Annotated in this window: 16 protein-coding genes; 6 read left to right on the forward strand and 10 right to left on the reverse strand. The window is 45.9% G+C overall.

The window, feature by feature from the left end:
• Positions 1 to 123 precede the first annotated feature (123 nt).
• From QUA53_RS10635 to QUA53_RS10655, 5 genes are all read right to left on the reverse strand, one after another.
• Positions 124 to 2,007 carry a glycoside hydrolase family 2 TIM barrel-domain containing protein gene (locus QUA53_RS10635; protein WP_333097049.1) on the reverse strand — a complete coding sequence of 628 codons (1,884 nt, stop codon included), beginning with the start codon at positions 2,005 to 2,007 and terminating at the stop codon, positions 124 to 126.
• A gap of 212 nt (positions 2,008 to 2,219) precedes the next feature.
• Positions 2,220 to 2,576 (reverse strand): STAS domain-containing protein, encoded by a 357-nt coding sequence (locus QUA53_RS10640; protein ID WP_333097047.1) that lies wholly within the window; start codon positions 2,574 to 2,576, stop codon positions 2,220 to 2,222.
• Positions 2,577 to 2,680: 104 nt separating this feature from the next.
• Positions 2,681 to 3,931 carry a UDP-galactopyranose mutase gene (gene glf / locus QUA53_RS10645; RefSeq protein WP_333097045.1) on the reverse strand — a complete coding sequence of 417 codons (1,251 nt, stop codon included), beginning with the start codon at positions 3,929 to 3,931 and terminating at the stop codon, positions 2,681 to 2,683.
• 129 nt (positions 3,932 to 4,060) lie between these two features.
• On the reverse strand, positions 4,061 to 5,362 hold the full coding sequence (locus QUA53_RS10650) for a glycosyltransferase family 1 protein (RefSeq protein WP_333097044.1): 1,302 nt from the start codon (positions 5,360 to 5,362) through the stop codon (positions 4,061 to 4,063).
• 847 nt (positions 5,363 to 6,209) lie between these two features.
• A complete protein-coding gene (locus tag QUA53_RS10655) occupies positions 6,210 to 7,247 on the reverse strand; it encodes an aldo/keto reductase (protein WP_333097043.1) in 1,038 nt (345 codons plus the stop codon).
• Between the two features lie 422 nt (positions 7,248 to 7,669).
• On the opposite strand from QUA53_RS10655, the gene QUA53_RS10660 reads away from it, so the two are divergent.
• The gene (locus QUA53_RS10660; protein WP_333067889.1) at positions 7,670 to 8,071 is read left to right on the forward strand and encodes a fasciclin domain-containing protein; all 402 of its coding nucleotides are present in this window, start codon (positions 7,670 to 7,672) and stop codon (positions 8,069 to 8,071) included.
• A 575-nt stretch (positions 8,072 to 8,646) separates the two neighbouring features.
• Here QUA53_RS10660 and QUA53_RS10665 read toward each other — a convergent pair.
• Complete coding sequence (locus QUA53_RS10665) at positions 8,647 to 9,270, reverse strand: Uma2 family endonuclease (protein WP_333097041.1); 624 nt, start codon at positions 9,268 to 9,270, stop codon at positions 8,647 to 8,649.
• A 144-nt stretch (positions 9,271 to 9,414) separates the two neighbouring features.
• Between QUA53_RS10665 and QUA53_RS10670 the strand changes: the two genes are divergently transcribed.
• From QUA53_RS10670 to QUA53_RS10680, 3 genes are all read left to right on the forward strand, one after another.
• Entirely contained in the window at positions 9,415 to 9,963 is a 549-nt protein-coding gene (locus tag QUA53_RS10670; RefSeq protein ID WP_333097040.1) for an HD domain-containing protein, read from the forward strand.
• Positions 9,964 to 10,034: 71 nt separating this feature from the next.
• Positions 10,035 to 11,168, forward strand: coding sequence for an ABC transporter ATP-binding protein (locus QUA53_RS10675; protein WP_333097038.1), 1,134 nt, complete (start codon positions 10,035 to 10,037; stop codon positions 11,166 to 11,168).
• Positions 11,169 to 11,513: 345 nt separating this feature from the next.
• Positions 11,514 to 11,918, forward strand: coding sequence for a hypothetical protein (locus tag QUA53_RS10680; RefSeq protein ID WP_333097036.1), 405 nt, complete (start codon positions 11,514 to 11,516; stop codon positions 11,916 to 11,918).
• 63 nt (positions 11,919 to 11,981) lie between these two features.
• On the opposite strand, the gene QUA53_RS10685 is transcribed toward QUA53_RS10680, so the two are convergent.
• The 3 genes from QUA53_RS10685 to rbfA form a co-directional block, all read right to left on the reverse strand.
• Positions 11,982 to 12,215, reverse strand: a complete 234-nt coding sequence (locus tag QUA53_RS10685) for a DUF4327 family protein (RefSeq protein WP_333035426.1) — start codon at positions 12,213 to 12,215, stop codon at positions 11,982 to 11,984.
• 362 nt (positions 12,216 to 12,577) lie between these two features.
• Complete coding sequence (locus QUA53_RS10690; protein ID WP_333097034.1) at positions 12,578 to 14,221, reverse strand: glycoside hydrolase family 3 N-terminal domain-containing protein; 1,644 nt, start codon at positions 14,219 to 14,221, stop codon at positions 12,578 to 12,580.
• Between the two features lie 83 nt (positions 14,222 to 14,304).
• Positions 14,305 to 14,751 carry a 30S ribosome-binding factor RbfA gene (rbfA, locus tag QUA53_RS10695; protein ID WP_333097032.1) on the reverse strand — a complete coding sequence of 149 codons (447 nt, stop codon included), beginning with the start codon at positions 14,749 to 14,751 and terminating at the stop codon, positions 14,305 to 14,307.
• 133 nt (positions 14,752 to 14,884) lie between these two features.
• Between rbfA and QUA53_RS10700 the strand changes: the two genes are divergently transcribed.
• Both QUA53_RS10700 and sipA read left to right on the forward strand, forming a co-directional pair.
• Complete coding sequence (locus QUA53_RS10700) at positions 14,885 to 15,154, forward strand: hypothetical protein (protein ID WP_333097031.1); 270 nt, start codon at positions 14,885 to 14,887, stop codon at positions 15,152 to 15,154.
• Between the two features lie 116 nt (positions 15,155 to 15,270).
• The gene (gene sipA / locus QUA53_RS10705) at positions 15,271 to 15,510 is read left to right on the forward strand and encodes a regulatory protein SipA (protein WP_333097030.1); all 240 of its coding nucleotides are present in this window, start codon (positions 15,271 to 15,273) and stop codon (positions 15,508 to 15,510) included.
• Between the two features lie 207 nt (positions 15,511 to 15,717).
• Here sipA and QUA53_RS10710 read toward each other — a convergent pair whose 3' ends face one another.
• Positions 15,718 to 19,080: an EAL domain-containing protein gene (locus QUA53_RS10710; protein ID WP_333097028.1), complete on the reverse strand. Its 3,363-nt coding sequence runs from the start codon at positions 19,078 to 19,080 to the stop codon at positions 15,718 to 15,720.
• Between the last annotated feature and the right edge of the window lie 257 nt (positions 19,081 to 19,337).

The following is a 19,337-nucleotide window of genomic DNA, read 5'->3' on the forward strand; positions in this document are numbered from 1 at the left end:
CCTAAAAAACTAAAGTCCTTACTACAAAGGGTGTTTTTGTAAGAAGTATATCGATCGGCCAAAAGTCAAAATGAAATCAGAAAAAAATCTCAGATTTTTACTTTTTCCTTGACCAATCACCAATTAACACTGAGTAATAGCTTGCGGCTGTGAACTTTCTTCGGGAATATCCCAGCCGAGAGTTGCCGCCGCGATCGCCTCTAGGGGAAACTTGGGAGTGCGATCGGCATACAGCAAACCGTTAGCTTCTTGGAAAGTATCGGTTAACTGCGTGTAACAAAATCCGCTGAACATTTCCACTCGGTTTACCACCTTCAACAGCGCGCTGTAGCGCCTTTGCAGTTCCACCGTGTCCGACGCGCGCACGTAGCCCCAAACCCGGTAAAAATCAGGGTTTTCGCGGCCAGCGCAAGCGATGCCGCCGAATTCTGTCAGCATCATCGGCTGTCCTTGGTGCGGGTGGCCGTCGAGGGTGAGGACTCGCCCGCCGGGACGCCCGCGATCGAACAAATCGGCTAGCTGGACTTCGGGCCCGTAGCGCTTGGCTAGGGTTTGCGGATTGTTGTCGTAGTCGTGAATCGCCAGGATGTCGGTATCGATGCTTTCCCAGCCGTCGTTACCGATGACGGGGCGAGTCGAATCGAGGGTTTTTGTCAAGAAATACAGCGCTTGCACGTAGTTGCGGTGGGCTGCCGCTTCGACTAAATTCGGAACTCCCCAAGATTCGTTGAACGGAACCCAAACTACGATGCAGGGGTGGCTGGTGTCGCGGTCGATGACTTCCGTCCACTCCCGCGTCAGCCGTTGAACGGCTTTGGGAGTGAAGCGGTAGGCGCTAGGCATTTCTTCCCAAACTAGGAGTCCCAACACGTCAGCCCAGTACAAAAATCGGGGGTCTTCGATTTTTTGGTGCTTGCGGACGCCGTTGAAACCCATTGCTTTGACTAATTCGACATCGTGGCGCAAAGCTTCATCCGAGGGGGCAGTCATCATGGTGTCCGGCCAATAACCTTGGTCGAGCACCAGCCTCAGGTAGTAGGGGCGGCCGTTGAGCATGAAGCGATCGCGCTGGATGCTGACCGTTCGCATGGCGGTATAAGATTTAACCTCGTCGAGGAGTTTGCCGTCGGCCCACAACTGCACTTGAGCGTTGATTAATGTCGGTTTTTCGGGACTCCACAGCAATTCGTTGCGGTAATCGTCGATACCCGGGTCTGAGAGGGCGATGCGGCGGTGGATTTCGCCGTTGATGACTTCGTAGGTGTCGTTGACCAGCAGCATACAGCCGATCGACAGTTTAACTTTAATCTGGATTCCCGACTGGCGATCGCCCGCGACAAACGCTTCAAAACCGATTTCCCAGCGTTCAAACTGGGGAGTCCAGCGAATGCGCTCGATATAAGTGTGAGGCACCAATTCTACCCAAACTGTCTGCCAAATGCCGGTCGTGCGCGGATACCAAATACTATGTGGCTCTATTTGCCAGTCTTGTTTGCCACGCGGTTGCTCCAAATCTTGCGGGTCGTCCTGGGCCCAGACTGTCACCCGCTGCGGCCCGTTGAGGTTCACAACTGCTGTAATGTCTGCGGTGAAAGGAGTGTGTCCGCCTTCGTGTTCGATGACAAACTGACCGTTCACCCAGACGCGGGCGCGGTAGTCTACGGCCCCAAAGTGGAGGAGAACTCTGCCTTCTGTGTGGGGTACGTCAAATTCGCGTTCATACCAGCAGTTGGCGTGAAAATTCGTGTCGCCGATCCCGCTTTTTGCCGATTCGGGAGCAAACGGCACTTCTATAGTGTGAGTCCACTCAGAAATATCGATCGGCTGCACGCAGTGGCCCGCGTCATCATAAGCAAATCTCCACTGACCATTGAGACAAATCCAGTTGCTCCGGCGCAGTTGGGGGCGCGGATAACCTGTTTTCCGTCCTTGAACTGTCACCTTACTATCAAGAGTTGCAGACTCTTCTATTTCGCAATTTTCTAGTTCTCTACCTAACCAACTCATCGGCACATCTACCCAAAGTTATATTTATAGGTTAGCTACAATTACCACCACTTTGACAAGTTTTTTGCTGATTAATTTGCAAAAGTTCTGCCCATTAAAACAGCCTCATCTGAAGGCTCTCTTGTGCTGAAGTCATTAGTCAGGAGAAGGAACAATAAACCAGGAATAAAAAACCAGGAAGATTTTTCCTATCCCCCCTCTCCCCTCTCCCTCTAGCTAGCAAGACTTGGCAAACCTCCTAACGGTTCAGTTGGCTCACTTTTAAGATAAAATTCTTCCGCAAAGGGCAAACAATGAAAGATTTGCTGTAATCCCGTGAGTTCAAATAGAATTCTAACTTGTTCGCTCATGGCAGAGATCAAAAGGATACATTCGCTGTCTCTAACTAATTTCACGATCGCGACTACAGCCATTAACTCGGAATTTTTCAGGAAATTTATTTTTGAGAAATCCAGCATAAGAATTTTACCACCGCTTTCTATTAGACGCTGTATTTCTTTTTGAAACTGAGCAAATTGAGAATTCTCCAAAACCTCATGAGACAAAACAATTTTAACTAGAACGTTCATTTTTACCTCAATTCTTGTTTGAATTATTAAATAACTTTTGATGAAAAGCGAGTAAGGTGCTCCGGAAGCACCTTACCTTTTTACCAGTAACTCGCAACTTCCAGCTACTTGGTAGAAGATTTGCCGTTGCCGTTGCCGGTGCCATTGCCGTTGTTGACAACAGCGACTTCTAGAGAAGCTGCGGCGGCTGGGCGAGGGGCAACTCCATTGGAGGAGCTGACATTAGAGGCAGAAGCGTTAACATTTTCTACCAATTCAATCACCGGCTTGGTAGTAATTTGTGTGTAGGTTGTCAAAGCTTGAGCGACCACTTGATCCATGTTGTAATACCTGTAAGTCGCCAGCCTCCCCACGAAAGAAACTCCCGGAGTTGCATCAGCCAAAGCCTTATATTTCTTGTAAATTTCGGCATTTTCTGGACGTGGAACCGGGTAGTAAGGGTCTCCCTCAGCTTGGGGATATTCGTAGACAATGCTAGTTTTTAGATGCTCTTGTCCGGTCAGATATTTAAACTCGGTGCAGCGAGTATATAAATGCTCGTTCGGGTAATTTACCACCGGTGCTTCTTGGTGTACAGGTACGTTCAGCGTTTCGTGCTTAAATTCCAAGGAACGGTAAGGCAGTTTGCCGTAGCAATAATTGAAATAGGAATCGACAGGCCCGGTGTAAATCATTTCTCCGTAAGGAATAAAACCCTCAATCTCCCGGTAGTCGGTATTCAGCATCACTTTGATGTTTGGGTGAGAAAGCATCTTTTCAAACATCCGAGTATAGCCGTGCAGGGGCATTGCTTGATAGGTATCGGTAAAATAGCGATCGTCCCGGTTAATCCGAGTGGGAACGCGGGCAATCACTGACTTGTCGAGTTCCGAGGGGTCCATTCCCCACTGTTTGCGGGTGTAGTTGCGGAAGAATTTCTCGTAAAGTTCGCGACCGACTTTGCTGACAACGACATCTTCGGAAGTGCGAATGTAATCTTTTGGTTCTGCCACTTTCGCGAAGAAATCTTCTACTTCAAATGAAGTGAGATTCAGTCCGTAAAGTTTGTTTACGGTGTTGAGATTGATGGGAATTGGCAGCAGTTGACCGTCAACGCTGGCGAGGACGCGGTGTTCGTAGGGCCGCCACTCGGTGAACCGCGAAAGATACTCGAAAACTTGGCGCGAATTGGTGTGAAAAATGTGGGGGCCGTATTTGTGTACGAGGATGCCGTGATTGTCGTAGTGATCGTATGCGTTGCCACCGATGTGGTTGCGGGTATCAATTATCAGGACAGTTTTTCCGGCCTCATTTGCTAGTCTTTCGGCAATGACGCTACCTGCAAATCCGGCTCCGACGATTAAATAGTCAAACATTGAAACACCTCTGATTGTGGGTAAGGGTAAGGGTAAGGAATAATTGGTAATTGGACATAAAGCGAGGAGAGTTGAGTGTTAATTTTTGAATCCGTAAAGTCTAACTGTTTAACTTCAACCTCAACATTCCTAACTTAAAACTTTCATCCTGCCTTCAGCTTTCTGCCTTTTATCATCGATCGCACTTTCTATCAACCCCAGCATTTCACCCCAGGTATTGTCCCAAGAATTGTCTGCTAAAAAGGCGTCTACTTCCCTCAGCCACTTGGTGCGAACATCTGAACTTTCGCTGAGGATTTCTTCAGCACAAGCAACGAATTCTGAAGAATTGCTAGCAATCCGAACCAAGCCGTTTTCTCCGTAAGGCCGCACCACGTCGCGGATAGGAGTAGAAATCACCGGTTTGCCAGCAGCGAGGTATTCTGGAGTTTTCGTGGGACTAATAAACTTAGTCGATTCGTTAATCGCAAAAGGCAGCATGGCGATATCCCATCCGCCAAGATACGCTGGCAATTCTTGATAAGATTTGCCACCAAGATAGTGGATATTTGGCTGAGTTGGCAGAGCGGCCGGATCGATTTTCACCACCGGGCCAATGATGACTAAATGCCAGTCCGGCCTTGCTTGGGCCATGCCCGCTAGGAGTTCGAGATCCATGCGTTCGTCTATGACGCCATAAAATCCCAAACGCGGGTGAGGAATGTCTTTTTGATCTGCAGGTTCTTCTGAAAGATTCCTGGCTGTCGCAAAGTGTTCTTTTTCGATGCTGCTGGGAAAGGGGTGAATGTTTGGGTGCTGGTTCTGTTTGGCTTCGTAAAGGTTGTGTCCCCCGGTAAATACTACGCTGGCGCGCTTTAATAGTTGGTTTTCGTTGGCTTTTAAATCGGGGTGTGCGCCTTTGAATGCTGACAGTTCATCCATGCAATCGTAGACTACAGCTAGCGGCTGTAAGTGGCTTGTGAAACTGACAGCCATTGGTGTGTAATACCAGAGGATGTACTGACTAATTTCCGCCGCTCGAAACAAATCATCTAGCATGGCTTGCTGAGCAGTTTGTGCTGTTGCTTCGCTGATTCCTTCGCTCAGGTGCGGTACTATTACCCAGACTCCGCTTTCGTGGATGCTGACATCAAGCCACCAGTCTGTAGCCACGCTAAACACAGGTTCTTCTACAAAAAATACGCGACGAGTTTTGGCACAGCGACTCAAGAGATGTTGCGGACGCTGATAGACAAAATTCCACCGCAGATGAGAGAGGCAAACTAAATCTGGTGTATCTACAGCCTCAGTTGTTGATAAGTTGGCGCGCAATGCGGGCGACGCAGCGAATTGAGAGGGCGATTTGGCTGGATCTATAGAGGTAAATCGGATCTCCCATGCTCGCTCTTTATTGCTATAATTATTGTTTACTGAGTTTTGTGGGGGCGACATATTAGCCTCTGGAATTTGTCAAGGAAAATTTGTCCGTTAAAAGTTGTCAATAGAATATATTTCTCAGCAGTGCCTTACTGAAAGTCGCAAGCATAAATCTGAGAAGTTTTATTGACGAGCAAGCGCCGCATTTAGTGAGCCAAACAAAGAGACTGTTTAGCTGCGGAAAAAACAGCCTTATCTGCTTTTTTCAAAATTGAAACAAAATTGAAACTTAGAGATAAGTTAATATTGTTAGACTTGCCATTGTTGTTAAATGTAACCCAGTTTTTCGGTCTTAACTTCTATCTGAAGGATGACTTTTATCTCAGGAGACACCTAGCTTGCACGCTGGGTTCAAAAGCCGTTAAAATGCCGATCGACCTTGTAAAATGACTCTTAACTGGCAGCTACGGGGTGAAAAAAGAGCGAGTTTTATTGCTTTATTTGGAGATGATAGAAAATTTGCCATCAAGTCTATGTTGCTTTTTGATTTGACAAACCTTGCTTTTTTTTAACTCATCCGATAGCTAATTTGGTAAATTTGTATCTTAATATACCAAAGGACGCCAGAGATTTCTAACTTCCGATAGATTAACAATTAACACTTTATGCAGTGGGGTTAAACGGACACAATATCACCTATCTCAACAATATCAAAGAAAACAGGTAACCGCAAGGATAAACCTAAGATTTTACGCGAGTCTGTGGCAAGAAACCAAGGTGACGACATTTACGCTGTGGGTGTCAGTTTAACCTCGCCCCCACAGCACAAATGCCAATCATCCCTCTAAGGGCGGGTTCGCCGCTATCTGCCATCAAACGCAAAATATCAACGTAAACCCGCCACTAGAAAATAGCAGCAACTTTACAGTCGGCGGCTGTCAATCTTGGCGATTCCACCTCCAAAGGCAAAATCTTGCACCGTCGAACTCTTTAAGAAATCGTGAGGAAAACCCAATTCAATTGCACTTACTTTGTCTAACTGCTGCATTTGTTCGGGAGTTAATTTAAACTCCAAACAAGCGAGATTTTCCTGAAGTTGTGAGAGTTTACGCGAACCTACAATCGGAATAACTTCGACTGGCTGTTGGATCAGCCAATTTAGGGCTACTTGAGAAGCAGGTTTGCCAATTTCGGATGCTATTTTGCTAACTTCGTCAGCAATTTTTAGGTCTCGCTCGTTAATTTTTCCCGATTCAGGTGAATTCAGCCGTTTAGCTTCGCTGGCTGTTTCTGAAGTGTTGTATTTTCCTGTCAGCAAACCGGCGGCTAAAGGGCTCCAAGCGGTGACGCCAATATCAAAGGCTTTTGCCATAGGGATCAAGTCCCGTTCTGGAGTTCGCTCTTTTAAAGAATACTCGATTTGCAAGCCGATAAATGGTGTCCAGCCGCGCAGATTGGCGATCGTATTTGCTTGAGAAATAATCCAAGCCGGCGTATCCGAAATGCCGATATAGAGAACTTTGCCGGCGCGTATCAAATCGTCAAAAGCGCGCATCACTTCTTCGACTGGTGTAGTAAAATCCCAAGCGTGCAGCCACAGCAAATCTATGTATTCAACTTGCAATCGCTTCAAACTTGCTTCTACTGCTTGCACCATATTTTTGCGGTGGTTGCCGAAACCGTTGATTTCGCCATTCTTCATGTTGAGGCTATACTTAGTGGCAACTACCCATTTTTCGCGATCGCCTGCGATGAACTCACCGACATATTTTTCGCTAGTACCGTTGGTGTAGAGATTCGCGGTATCAATGAAATTGCCGCCCGCTTCTGCAAAGGCGTCGAACATTTTCCGGCTTTCGTCGTAGGAGCTCCCCCAACCCCAATCTTCCCCAAAAGTCATGGTTCCTAGGCAGATTTCGGAAACGCGAAGTCCGCTGTGACCTAGTAGTTTGTATCTCATGTCACCCTTCCGCTAGTTAATGGTTGTTAACAGTTTAGATCGGGATTTCGCAAACTGTTGCTATCAGTCGGGGTGTTGGGTTTTACTGGGCCTTAGCACTGTGCTGAAGGTTGAATGTTTTGCCAAGTTAATCAGAATGTCGTAGCAGGGGCGATGCAGTCTCCCCCCTGCGTTTAGTTTAAAAAGCGTGCAGGGGCGATCGTCTTACTAATGTATTTAGGATTACATAAGTACATTAAAATACAGTAAAATAGCCAAAAGAATATCTACCTTTAGATAGGTATCTTAGGAAATGAGTTAAATAAAAAAATGTTATCTTAAATAATTAGAAAACCAGACAGAACTAGAGAAAAAATTAATGTAGCTAAATTAACTTTTTAGCGTTATAGTGATTTATAGATTACAAAAACTAGGTGACTCACTTGGCTGATATCGTTGATACCGCCGTTTCGGCTGGATCTTTTACAACCCTAGTTGCTGCTGTCAAAGCTGCTGGTTTAGTAGATACTCTCAAAGGCGCTGGCCCCTTCACAGTTTTTGCGCCTACTGACGAAGCTTTTGCTAAGCTTCCCGCAGGTACTGTAGAAGCACTGCTTAAGGATATTCCTAAGCTCACAAAAATCTTGACTTATCATGTCGTTTCCGGCAAAGTTATGGCCGCTGATGTGGTCAAGCTGAAATCTGCCAAGACAGTTGAAGGTTCAGAAGTGAAAATTGATGCTTCCAATGGCGTCAAAATCAATGATTCTACCGTTACAACAGCCGATGTGGCTGCTGATAATGGCGTCATCCACATTATTGATTCAGTCTTGCTTCCTGCGTAAGCACAGATTTAGATAGAGCAATACTATCTTGAGGGCGGTGGCTGTTGTTAGCCACCGCCCTGTTTTAATTGATAGTTGAGATTTAAATATTTTACGCAGCTCGATAATTAAAACTATAGCTTTTTTATCTTTCTAAGCGGAGAAAAATTGGAAATCAGCATCATCTTCAATTACAGGAATGACTCCCGGAAACCGATTAATAAGAGTAATTAAGCGATTGAAGCCCACAGAAAGCTCAGGAAGAAGAAATACTTTGAGCCAAAATTGCATTAATTTAGAAGCCACTCTCCTGTTGTACAATTAAACGTAGATTGTTTAGCAAATTTTTACACCCCCTCTTTAAAATCCCGAAAAAATTCTTTGACGTTGATTGGAAAAAGCGTAACTTTATATATAGGTCGCGATCCAATGTATCAATACTTATTTCGTTACCTGTAGTTTGAGCTATCTTAAACTCGATTTAAACCCTGCCACATACTCATTAAACCAAGTCTTAATATACAAAAAATTACCTTGAATTTAAGTTTTGACTTTAAGTTTTATGGTTTTAATAATAAATTAGTTGAACACATTACTCAAGCCAACAATTCACTGACGGCTACGCTAAAACCTGCAAGCACACTTTGAGTGTTAACCACTTCATCCGCATTAAACAACCGCCAGTGTTGCCCTGCATTCACAAATACTAATCTCGCTTCAGGAAATAGCAACCAAACTTCTAAACATCCCGATTCCAAATATTCCTGAGCTTTGGCAAATAACTCTTCGCCGCTATCTTCCGGGGAAGCAACTTCCGCTATCAAAGGAAAACTTTGGGAAAATGCTGTAAAATTGCCTGATTCTGGCAGCAGTTCAGGAGTAATATAAGCAACATCGGGACGGCGGCCCCGCTTGCTAGTGCGGCAAAGGATTTCTGTAAGCACTTCTCCTCCCTGTCCGCTGGAGTCTTTATAATTTCCCCAGAAAGGGGCTAATTTAGATTGAGCTAGACTGTGCTTGAATGTCATTCCTGTTTTCTCCACTAAGTTGCCGTCAACCCATTCCATTCTATAAGCAGGTTTGACTAAAAAATCTTCAAGAGATATGACTTTCTTAGGCTCAGATTCGTGGGAGATTTCTGGTGTATTTTCTAATTGAGGATGTGATTCTAACTCTGAGTTGTTGTCTGCATTTTGGGGTATAATTATAGTAGCTGTCATGCTCGAAACCTCTGTTTAACTATTATAAGTTTACAAGCGATCGCTCTCGATCGCATTTAATGACAAGATTGAAATTGGTAGATTTGGTCTTTTCAACTTAGCCCGACAATTTATATATCATAGCAATTCAGAAAGGTGACTTTCATGATTCTCTCAAACCGTTTTTCTGAAGCCCTCACCTATGCAGCGGAATTGCACGCTACCCAACTTCGCAAAGGTTCCGGCGTTCCCTACATTGCCCATTTGTTGGACACTGCTAGTATAGCTTTAGAATATGGGGCAAATGAAGATGAGGCGATCGCGGCTTTGCTTCACGATGCGATCGAAGATCGAGGCGGCGCCACCACCCGCGAAGCCATCCGCCGCCGCTTTGGGGATACTGTCACAGCGATTGTAGACGGCTGTACCGAAAGTGACGAGACGCCGAAACCCCCTTGGCGTCAGCGAAAACAAGCCTATATCGATCGCATTTCTACAGCTTCTGGCTCAGTGAGATTAGTCTCGGCTGCTGATAAACTTTATAATGTTCGATCGATCCTGAAAGATTACCGTCAATTGGGTGACGTTGTTTGGGAACCCTTCAAAGGTGGCAAAGACGGTTCTCTCTGGTATTATCGTTCTTTAGTAGAAGCATTCCGCCAAGCTGAGTTAACGCCTATAGTTGAAGAATTAGATCGCACAGTTTTAGAATGAGAACAGTTTTCTGAAGGCTGAAGACTGAAGGTAAAAATCACTAATTATCAATTATCAATTACAGTCACAAAATGGCAAATGTTCGCTTAGAAAATATTACCCGACGCTACCAAAACGTCACCGCGATCGAAAACATCAGCTTCAAAATCCCGGACGGGGAATTTTGGGTATTAGTCGGGCCATCCGGCTGCGGGAAATCCACAATTATGCGGACAATTGCAGGTTTAGAAACCGCAACTTCCGGCAATCTTTACATAGGAGATAATTTAGTTAACAACATTCCTGCTAGACAGCGGGATGTAGCAATGGTGTTTCAAAATTACGCACTTTATCCGCACATGACTGTCGCAGAAAACTTGGCATTTGGATTGCGGATGCGGAATGTTGACCCGAATAAAATTCAAGAACGAATCGAAACAGTAGCCCGATCACTCTCGATCGACCACCTTCTCAAGCGTAAGCCCAAACAGCTATCAGGCGGGCAGCAGCAGCGTGTAGCACTCGGAAGGGCGATCGCCCGCGAACCGAAAGTATTTCTTTTAGATGAACCGCTTTCTAACCTTGATGCTCAACTGCGAGATGACACTAGAGCAGAACTCAAACAACTGCATCAACGGCTGGGAATTACCACAATTTACGTCACCCACGACCAAGTGGAAGCGATGACTTTAGCTGATAAGATTGTCGTCTTAAATGGGGGAAAAATTCAACAAATTGGAGACCCGCAAAGCATTTATGCCAAACCAGCTAACCGCATGGTTGCCACATTTTTAGGCAATCCCGCCATGAACATTTTGCCTGTAATATATACTAACGAATCCTTTCAAATAGGAAATCAACATTTACCCTGTCCGCCCTCGATTCAGAAAAAATTGCACGCGAGAGAAGGACAAGGGTTTGATTTGGGCATCCGTCCAGAAAATATAGAAATCTTTACGCAACAAACCGCAGAAGAAGATGATTTAAAAACCGATGTTTGGGCATTAGAAAAAGTCCCTCTTGATCTAGAAGTAAAAGTAGTGGAACCTCTGGGGCGAGAAACTTTAATTCGGGCGAGTTTGCCGTTATTGAGCGCTGAAACTACTGTACAGTTACAAATACCTGCGAGTGTTCGCTTGCGATCGGGCGATCGACTGACGGTACAGCTTGACTTCGATCGACTATTTATATTTGACCCATCCACAGGTGAGGCGCTGTATCCTTAACTGGATGGAACAGGACTTACCCACGGGGGCCGAGCAACCAGCTTTTTTTAGTCACACTGCCTAAGTCCTGTTTAATCTGAAATATCAAATAGACTGAGCCTTCCAGTGGGAAAGTCTCGATTGGCAGTTACAAAAGTTTACACTTGACATTTATTAATTTCCGAAGTAATGATACGATTAGTATTGGCACAATGGCAAAACGTCCCCAAAAGCTGATATTTCCTGACTCGGGGCGATCGCTACCCAGAAGGCAAGTATCTTCTCCCTAAGAAGCGGCTTTACGCCCCGACTTGGGAGCAGCTAGCGAAGCAAAAACTCAGAAAAACGTTCTAGCGGCATTTTTAGATGAATCCCGACAACCTGCCTCAAATGCTGCAAACAGGATTTCACCTAACTTTAGGTGCAACTTCCTTTTTAATTGAGACATTGCAAGATCCTCTGAAGCGGGAAGAAAATCTTGACAAACTGAAGTCAGATTTTGGCCAGCTAGCCGATGAGCTGCTGGAAAAAGGAGAAGCGACTGAGCGAGAAGCCCGGAATTTTGTAGATACTATTTTCTCTCAACCGGGCGATCGGGAGAATGCAGACAGTGAGCCTGTCTCGTCCAAGCAATCAGATGCAGCGACTGATGCTCCTCCCGATTCGGTTGTACAGCCTAACGTAAAGCTAGAGATTCAAGAATTAACTGCACACATGGCAGCGCTGAGGGCCGAGTTGGAAAATTTGCGCGCCGAAAATTCCCAGTATTAAAGAATCAAGAGTCTTTAACACAGCCGGAGTTTACTTGCCAACTTAATTTAATAGAACCCAACTTTAGTCATTGTCCCATTTTTCAGAACCGATCAGGTCGGCGATGCGATCGCGCAGCAAGAAGTCGCATTTTTCTAATTCGCACTCTACACAAGCCCATTCCCGAGGAGGAATGAATTGGCACAGGGTGTAGATCGGCTGTTGGCGGCTGAGAACACCCTCATGCACGAGCTGACGCGCTTCATCTTGGATCACATCTAAAGAGTATTGGATTTGGGGAATAGTGGAGTGAATCATAATGCGCCCTCAATGTTTTACTAAAAAATTTTATGGCCCTGGTAATAATATAGTCCAAACTTACGAATATGGAAGTTAAATTTTGTCCGTATCCAGCTATACAATTCACTGCTGTAAATAAAAATAAATTATACGAATCATCAGTAAGTGATGGGATCTGTCTTAGGATATTGATAAAAAGCGCATTTTCCTGACTAGCAAGCGGATCGGCAGGAAAGCTCAATTCAGAACTAAGGAACCCGCATCGGATTCCCGGTTTCTGGATGCTTTGCCACAAACGGCAACATTTCTTGCGAGAAACCGGGTTGATGAATTTAAGTCTTGACCGAAACAGCAAAGGAAAGATTTAGGAGTCCGGCAACTCAAGCATTAGCAGTTCCGTCAATGCCGAAGAGCACTTCTAGAACGAGAGATTGCGCTGCCGGCATTTGCCCAAAACAAAATACATAAGGAATACTCGGAGGCAAGTGTGGCAAAAATTGCTCTAAAACGTAGGGACTGCCGTAAATTAACACAGCTTGCAGTTCTCCCGTTTTTAATAATTTCTTAAACCAATCTTGAGCTGCTTGGGTCAAACCAGCACTGCCTCGGAAGCAATTGCCGCGAATGAAAATTTGCAGCAGTGTCGGAGAAAAATACTCTGCACTTGTATTTTCAGCGATCGCAACTGTGCGATCGTCAATTAGTTGCAATTCGTAACCAAACTGTTCGGGAATGGCGATGGCCGGAGTATGGTTGCCCAAAAACTCGCACCCCAAAACATCATCTACAACAATCAAATTCCGCAAAAGCTGGTTTTCTGGGGGTTGTGCAACCTGTAAAGGTAGATTGCCACCAAATTTCAAAGAATCTCGCAAAATATCGACAGCAGTTGCCCTTGCCTGGGGATTTGCCAGCAAACTTAAGTCTATCGACTCCATGGATTGTAAATTCTTGCTCCCCCCCTTAGCAAGAGGAGGTTGGAGGGGGTCAGAAATCAACATACCCACCTTTATTTTCGCTTTCCAAATACGCTTGACAGATTCCTTGATTTGTGATATAGAAAGCCGCCCTTGAGTGACAGCTTCGCAGACAGCGAGAATCGCCCCTTCCGGGTCAAGCGGCATCAGCAAAACATCCGCACCAGCCTCAGCAGCCAAAACAGCAGCTTCATTAGCGCCGTATTTATTGGCGATCGCACCCATCACCAAAGCATCCGTCACAATCAAACCTTCAAATCCCAACTCTTCTCGCAGCTTTCCGATCAAAATTTTGCGAGAAAGAGTAGCAGGAAAATCCGCATCCCAAGCCGGAATCAGCAAGTGAGCACTCATCACAGCATCGACCCCAGCAGCCATCGCCTCGACAAAAGAAGGTAACTCAACCTGGGCCAATCTCGCTGGTGAATGTGGCAAAACTGGCAATTCCAAGTGAGAATCAACCGCCGTGTCGCCGTGGCCGGGAAAATGCTTAGCTGTGGTCAAAACCGGGTGTTCACCTGCGCCTCGAATAAAAGCAGCGGCTAATTTACCGACAATTTCCGGTGTCTCGCCAAAAGCGCGGACATTAATCACAGGATTGTCGGGATTGTTGTTAACATCAACCACCGGTGCAAGAATCCAATTTAGACCGATCGCCCTAGCTTCGATCGCAGTAACAGCGCCCATTTGTTCAGCATATCGATCGGCTTTACCTGCATCGTGTCGCGCCACTTCAGCAATCGCCATCGGCGGCCCGAACCAAGTCGCCCCTGCGAACCGCTGGCCGACACCTTCCTCAATATCAGCCGCCAGCAGTAGCGGAAACTTGGCCCAAGACTGCAATTGGTGCGATCGAACTGCCAACTCCGCAGCACTTCCCCCGACCAAAATCACCCCGCCGACGCCCAACTTTTCCAGATAATAGCGGAGTTTGCTAGCAGTTGGTTCCCATTCGGGATAGCGAATTTGGTGGTCGAACAAGCAGCCAGAAGCGCGCACCACGAACATCTGGGCCACCAGTTCTGGTAAGGAAAGATTGTCAATCATGGGAAATTAGGAATTGTGGACTGTTGACTGTGGACTGTTGACTGTGGACTGTTGACAGGAAAGCTGTTGACTACCTTCAGACACTAATCCTCGTCTGCTTCTAAATCATCATCATCATCATCATCATCATTTTCATTGCCTTCGGCCAATTCTTCGTCATCAAACATACCTGGTTTGCGATCGGCAGAAAGCTGATTCAGCAGTATCAACATTTTATCGCCCCGTTCCAAAGAACGGTCTTCGAGAAAAATCACTTCCGGCGTCCGGCGCAGTTGCAATCGTTGGCCCAACTGACTGCGGACGTAGCTAGTAGCAGATTTCAAACCCTCCATAGTCTCTGCCTTCGCCTCATCAGTACCGTAGATGCTGACAAAAATTTTTGTATGCTGAAGGTCTCCCGAAACAATTACATCGGTAACGCTAACCATACCGGCACCTACCCGGTCGTCCTTGATTCCATTCAGCAACATCAGGCTGACTTCCCGTTTAATCATTGAAGCTACACGCTCAATGCGACGACTTGTAGCCATAACACCTACTCCTCTAGTTTCCTAATCAGCCATTTTCATCCCGATTGACAATTGTAGCGCGATCGGTCAGGGGTGTTACGGGCGATCGTCCGAGTTAGGGGTGAGATACAGCTTAGAGGAAAAAAATGTTTGATTGCCTATAGGTGAATATATAGCTAATATAGAGAGGTACAGTGAAAGACAGCTTATAGGAAAAAAAATGTTTGATTGGATTGTCAAAACCGTAGCCGATGCTTCAGGGGTAACTAACCAGCTAAAAATAGCTGAATGGGCAAGATTGAACAGAACAAACCCTTTCGATATGGGAGCCAAAAACTACCAACGATGTATTCATGACTTAGGGTTAGGTGGAAAATATTATGAACTTGAATATAACGAAGATGGAACCCTAAAATATCAATAATTTTGCCGATAATTCCCTTAATTACGCTTCATAGTTCTCCATTTTATTATCATCCCTAATTAATCAATCAAACAGAAACATTCCTTTATCGCCGTGTTTTTTTAGGAACAAAAATTATGGAAAAAGAATTTACAATCGGTCAAAAAGTCCGAGTTGTGGCGATGCCGCCTTACGTCAAAACTGCCGAACCGATGCCGATGCTGCGGCCTGCGAATTTAATTGCTATCGGCGCTGAAGGCGTGGTGATCGATCGGCGTCCCGGCAATTATTGGGGAATTCGTTTGGAAAAAGGTGCTTTTCTGTTAGACAGCCAGTACATTGAATCAGCGGAAACAATTGTAGAAGGTAATGGGTAATGGAAAAGGGGGAATGGGGAAGTGAGATCGCAACTTAACATCTCTTTTTTCCTTATTCCCTCAACATCCCTTCCTTAAATCCGTTAAATCTCATATGTTGCACCATTCTCCATTACGCCTTTTATGAACAGGCAAGATGCCTGTTGCTGACAATGGTGCACGATATCGGTTAAATCCCATTGTTTGCTCGTTGCCGAACTTCCTTCTTCAACAAGCTAGCTTAGCCTCAAAAGCCAAAGAATTAACAGGAAACTCCCCCAAAAATTCCTCTAAAATAGGAGAGGTGAAGTTACAAGGTTGAGGCTTGCCCAAATGATAACCTTGAGCGTAATCTACCCCAAGTTCATTGAGTTTATCCATAATTGTTTGATTTTCAACATACTCGGCAATAGTTTTAATTCCCATAACGTGAGCGATTTTGGTAATAGCTTCCACCATTGCGACATCAATAGGATTATCGACAATATGCTTAATAAAATTGCCGTCTATTTTGAGATAATCAACTGGCAAGCTTTTCAGGTAAGCAAAGGAAGACATCCCGCTGCCGAAGTCGTCCAAGGCAAACTGGCAGCCTAGTTCCTTAAGTTGCCAAATCAAGCTGGCGGCCTTACTGAGATTACCAATGGCAACGGTTTCGGTAATTTCAAAACAAATTATTTGTGGCGGTATTTGATGGATAGAAAACTGTTCTTGAATAAACTCGATAAACTTTTCTTCGTTGAGGCTGTCCCCAGAAAGGTTGATTGAATAAAGGTTGGGATATTTGCCAAATGACGATTGCAGATCAGAAAGAGAGCAAGCAGGGAAGGTAACTATTTTATCGCTGCCTACCCCGGGGTTTTGGACTAACAAATTTGCCGTGAAAATTTTAGATAAATTGCTAAATAAAGTGCGAATTACCCAGCGGTCGATCGCGTGCATCAAGTTGTAGCGTTCGGCCGCCGGAATAAACGCCATCGGCGACACCAACTCACCAGTTTCCAACTGGAGGCGCAGGAGGATTTCGCAGTGGGTTCCGGTGGTTGGAGAGTTGAGCAAAGGTACGATCGGCTGAGAGTACAAGCAAAACCGATTCTCTTCTAAAGCTTGATGAATTTGCACCACCCACTCGGTTTCGCCATGCTGTTTGATTAATTCTTGATCGCCGGCTTGATAAACCTGTACCCGGTTGCGACCTTTATTTTTAGCAGCGTAGCAGGCCATATCGACCGCGCTCAAAATCGCAGATGTCGAGGCTGTTTTGGGATTGATTGCTACCAAACCGATACTGACGCCGATCGAAAAAGTTTTGTCCTGCCACGCAAAGCGGAATGTCTGAATGCTTCGCAGCAGCGTTTCAGCAACGTTTAATCCTCGTTCGACGGGACAGTGGTACAGGAGTACGGCAAATTCATCGCCACCCAGACGTGCCAAAATATCTGTTTTGCGGATATTGCTTTTAAATAGCTGGCTGACTTGGCGCAGCAGTTCGTCCCCAGCAGCATGACCGCAGGTGTCGTTAACTATTTTGAAGCGATCGAGATCCAGGTAAAGCATCACGTGTTCTTGCCCGTAACCTTGAGCGCCGTGTAGGGCGTGCTCTAGCTGGTACTCAAATTCCCGGCGGTTGACTAATTGCGTCAGGGGGTCATGAGTTGCCTGCCAGGTGAGTTGCCGCGCTTGAGTTCGCACTTGCGTGACATCTCGAAACACAACGACGGCCCCGACAATTTCGCCGCTGCTAGCGTGGATGGGGGCGACGCAGTGGTCGATCGCAAATTCGGTGTTGTTGCGGTCAATCAGCAAGCTGTTGTGTCCTTGGTCAACAATCCGACCTTCGCACAAAGCGATTTCGGCGATATTTTCGGTCGGCCGCCTGGTAGTTTCGTCAACTATTCTCAGCACGCTGGCGAGGGGCAAACCCTTAGCTTCCGAGGTAGACCAACCCGTGAGTTGTTCGGCAACTGGATTAAGTGTGGAAATGCAGCCGTCGGCGTCAGTAGTGATTACGCCATCGCCGATCGATTGTAGTGTTACCTGAGCGAGTTCTTTTTCTTCAAAAAATGCTTGTTCCATGCGCTTGCGATCGGTAATATCTCGCTGCACCGACACCCAGTGGGTAACGTTCCCGGAGGTGTCGGCAATGGGTACGCTGTTGAGTTCCACCCAATATGTTGAACCGTCTTTGCGGTAGTTAATCAATTCTAGGCGTAGGGGTTCTTGGCGAGAGAAAGTACGGCGAATTTTATCGACTTGGGTGGGGTCGCTTTCTGGGCCGCGCAAGCAACTGGGGGTTTGTCCGATGATTTCTTCGGGTAGGTAGCCCGTCATTTGGGTAAAAGCTTCGTTGGCATAGATGATGGTGGGGTCGGAGATATCGCTGTCTCCGGCATCCATAATCACGATTGCGTCGTTAGCGTTCACTACAGCAGATTCTAAAAGGTGGAGTCTGGCCTCGGCCCTAACGCGGGTAGCAATTTCGCTTTCTAGTCTGGCGTTAGTCAAGCTGAGGGATGCGATCGCTTTTTCCAATTCCCTAGTTCTTTCTGTCACTGAATCGTGCAGAACATCGATCGCCCCGGACATTTCCATCGGGTCAAGTACGCGCAGTATGTTGGTTTGAGTAACTATTCCCAGGAGTTCTCCCTGTTCTCCCGTTACTACCAACCTGCGGACTAAACGCTCGTGCATTTCCTGATGAGCTACCCACAGCGAGTCTTCTTGCTTGAGGCTAAATAAGGGGGTACTCATCACAGTTTGGGCGATCGTTTTCGACAAATCTATATCTAAAGCTTGAAATTCTACAATATCCCGTTCTGTGACTATACCTACTGGAATGGGGAACGGTAAATTAATCGATAATTCTGTTGATTCGGTAATTACTACGCAGCTAACGCGGTGCTGCGCCATCAACTCGGCTAAACTCCTAACTGACGCGGAGCGAGGTGCTTGAATGACTTGTGCGGTCATTACTTCTTTCACCCGGCGCATTTTTAAGATATTTGCCGGTTTCAGCATGGCTTGGCGAATGCTTTCCGGGGTAATTACTCCTAAGAGTTGACCTTCACTATCCAATATTGGTAAATGCTTAGTTCTTCGTTGCCCCAGCAGAATTAGGGCGCTGAAAATATCTTGAGTCTCGGATTTTGTCAGAGTTGCTGCAGGCTGCTTCATCACTTCTGCGATGGTGACACCTTTTAAGTTTTTGCCCGAGGCAATCAAATCGACAAGATCCCTTTCGGTGAAAATTCCTTGCAATTGAGAATGTGAACCAGAGTGCGAGGATAATTTTTCTAGGGATTTTTCCACGACAAAGACGCAGATACCTGTCGCGTCTCTGAATGCACTTGAGGTGGGGGAATTTGCGATGTCTGTTAGTGGCTGATAGATATCGGTTGGTGGAATGGCTGCGTTTAGAGAGCAACTTCCGCGCCGTTGGCCCATCAGGGTAATTACTTCTGCTAGTGGGGTATCGGGGGCAACGGTCAAGGGGTAGCGGTCTATTACTTGAGCTAACGTTGGCAGATACTTGGAGGAATCGTTTTTGAGCATATTTAATTGAGTTTTGCGATCGCGTGGAATTTGCGACATTCCAAAAAAGTGCTGCTTTCCAAGCACTAGGTGGATTTTTACGGGGCTGCTGAGACCTAATTAAAATTTATTGTTAAAAATGCAGCCGAGCTTGGGCTGGGGATCAAGCCAGTCACTGCTTTTCCTCTACCTATAAAGTTATAAGCTTATCTTTATTTTAAATTAATTTTTCAGTCTCGTGACACTTTTATTAAAAACACAGTATTTTATGTGAACTTTTTGCGATAGGATCATCCCTAAAATCCTCCCTCGTATTG

It is taken from the genome of Microcoleus sp. Pol12B3 (assembly GCF_036701355.1).
Taxonomy (GTDB): domain Bacteria; phylum Cyanobacteriota; class Cyanobacteriia; order Cyanobacteriales; family Microcoleaceae; genus Microcoleus.